The following is a 2,246-nucleotide window of genomic DNA, read 5'->3' as shown; positions in this document are numbered from 1 at the left end:
TGACCACCTGCTGCGGCACGAGGGGCTGCGCAGCGGCGCCCGATGCGCCTGGTGCAGGTTGCGAAGCGGCGGCGGATGCGCCCTGCGCGGGTGCCGAAGCCGCCGGTGCTGCACCTTGCTTCGAGGAATCGCCCTCGCGGTTGCAGGCCGCCAGCAGCACGAGGGCCGCGACCGCCACGATGCCGATGCGGGCGGTCATGTGATCAGCCCCGGTTGCTTCAGGTACTTGCCCGTGATCGCATCGGCGGCCCAGTAGGCCAGCGCGCCCAGCGTGTCCGTCGGGTTGTACGAGGCGTTCTGCGGGTAGTTCGACGCGCCGATCACGAACACGTTGGGCACGTCCCAGCTTTGCAGGTACCGGTTGACGGTGCTGGTGGCCGGGTCGGTCCCCATCACCGTGCCGCCCGTGTTGTGGGTGGTCTGGTACTGCGTGATGGTGTACGGCCCCTTGCGCGGGCTGGACGACACCTGCCGGCCGCCCATGGCACGCGCGATCTGCGCCGCCTTGTCGGTGAGGAAGGCCGACATCTTGAGGTCGTTCTCGGGGAAGTCGAACGTCATGCGCAGCAGCGGGAGGCCCCACGCGTCCTTGTACGTCGGGTCCAGGTCCAGGAAGTTCTGCGCATGCGCGATCGAGCTGCCGTGCACGCCGACAGAGCTGGTGTGGTTGTAGTGCTGCGCCACCGCCTGTTTCCACTTCGAACCCCATGACGGGGTGCCGGGCGGTGTCGGATGGAACTCGATCGGCCGTCCATGCGACATCGTCTCGCCGATGAAGCCGCCGCCCAGGAAGCCCAGCGGGCCGTGGTCGAAGTTGTCGCTGACGAAATCGGCGATCACCGTGCCCGACGCGCCCGAGCGCATGAAGGGATTGATGTTCACCTTCTCGTCGAAGAAAACGGTCGCCCCGCTGGTGGTCTGGTAGGCGTAGTTCCGACCCACCACGCCCTTGCCGGTGGCCGGGTCGTAGGGCGCCCCGATGCCCGACAGCAGCAGCAGCCGCACGTTGTTCAGCGCGAACATGCCGACGATGAACAGGCTGGCCGGCTGCTCGAACTCGCGGCCCTGCGCATCGGCGTAGGTGACGCTGATGGCCTTCTTCCTGTCCTTGTCCAGGTTCACGCGCAGCACCTGGCACTGCGTGCGCAACTGGAAGTTCGGATCGGCCATCAGCTTGGGCAGAAGGATGGTCTGCGGCGACGACTTGGCGTAGTGCTCGCAGCCGTAGCGCTCGCAGAAGCCGCAGAACATGCAGGTGCGCAGTTCCATGCCCTCGGGATTGGTGTAGTTCTGGCTCAGGTTCGACGACGGCTGCGTGAACGGGTGGTAGCCCAGGCCCGTGGCGGCCTTGCGGAACAGCGCGGAGCCGTACGGCTCCTTCTGCGGCGGCGTCGGGTACTCGCGCGAGCGCGGGTCCTCGAACGGGTTGCCGCCGGCCATCTTCTGGCCCTTGATGTTGCCGGCCTTGCCGCTGGTGCCCAGCAGGTACTCGAAGCGGTCGTAGTGCGGCTCGAGGTCGGCGGCCGTCACGCCCCAGTCCTGCACCAGCACGCCCTGCGGGATGAACTTCTCGCCGTAGCGCTCGACGGTGCGCGAGCGCATCTTGAAGTCGGTGTCCTGGAAGCGGTAGGTCTGGCCGTTCCAGTGCACGAGCGCGCCTCCGAGCCCGGTGCCGGGGAGGAAGCTTTCGAAGCGCCGGATCGGCAGCGCGGTCTCGCTGGCCTTGTTGCGGAAGGTGAGCGTCTCGCGCGCGCTGTCCTGCATCAGGCCCTTGCGGATCGAGTACTTCAGCTCGTCGTGCATGGCCGGGCCCTGGAAGTCCGGCACGGTGGACCGCGGCTGGCCGCGCTCGAGGCCGACCACCTTGAGGCCGGCCTTGGTGAGTTCGCGTCCGAGCACGGTGCCCACCAGGCCCACGCCCAGCACGACCGCGTCGACGGCGGGAAGTCGGGTGGCGGCCATCAGCGCCTCCCCTGCTGCTTGCGCGACACCGGCATCGCGACCGGCATCTCGTGCACGTGGCCGGCGCCGTCCTGCGCCAGGCTGCGCGGCGGCAGGTCGAACTGGATGCCGTGCTTGTCGACCAGGTCGTAGTAATTGCCGTAAGCGCCCGGGAAACCGACCATGGCCCACGAGCGGCCGCCGCGATTGCCGCCGTACGCCGGATCGCTGAAGTAGCCCTCCACGGTCAACGCGAGCAGCGACTCGAAGAACGTCTTGGCCGGCACCCCTTCGAGGTCGTCGGT

Annotated in this window: 3 protein-coding genes; all 3 read right to left on the bottom strand. The window is 68.2% G+C overall.

The annotated features are described in order from the left end of the window. A partial coding sequence (locus HOQ08_RS08915; RefSeq protein ID WP_291193436.1) for a hypothetical protein occupies positions 1-199 on the bottom strand: 199 nt, incomplete at its 3' end. Beyond that, positions 196-1,962, bottom strand: a complete 1,767-nt coding sequence (locus HOQ08_RS08910) for a GMC family oxidoreductase (RefSeq protein WP_291193434.1) — start codon at positions 1,960-1,962, stop codon at positions 196-198. The genes HOQ08_RS08910 and HOQ08_RS08915, both read right to left, overlap by 4 nt. After that, the coding region (locus HOQ08_RS08905) for a gluconate 2-dehydrogenase subunit 3 family protein (protein WP_291193432.1) at positions 1,962-2,246 on the bottom strand (285 nt) is incomplete at its 5' end. The genes HOQ08_RS08910 and HOQ08_RS08905, both read right to left, overlap by 1 nt.

It is taken from the genome of Frateuria sp., from assembly GCF_013362045.1.
In the GTDB taxonomy this organism is placed as follows: domain Bacteria; phylum Pseudomonadota; class Gammaproteobacteria; order Xanthomonadales; family Rhodanobacteraceae; genus Frateuria_A.
This window is presented reverse-complemented; position numbering and strand designations above follow the sequence as displayed.

Coding starts and splice junctions, on each gene's coding strand:
- HOQ08_RS08910 (WP_291193434.1), bottom strand. CDS start 1,962: ATGGCCGCCACCCGACTTCCCGCCGTCGACGCGGTCGTGCTGGGCGTG.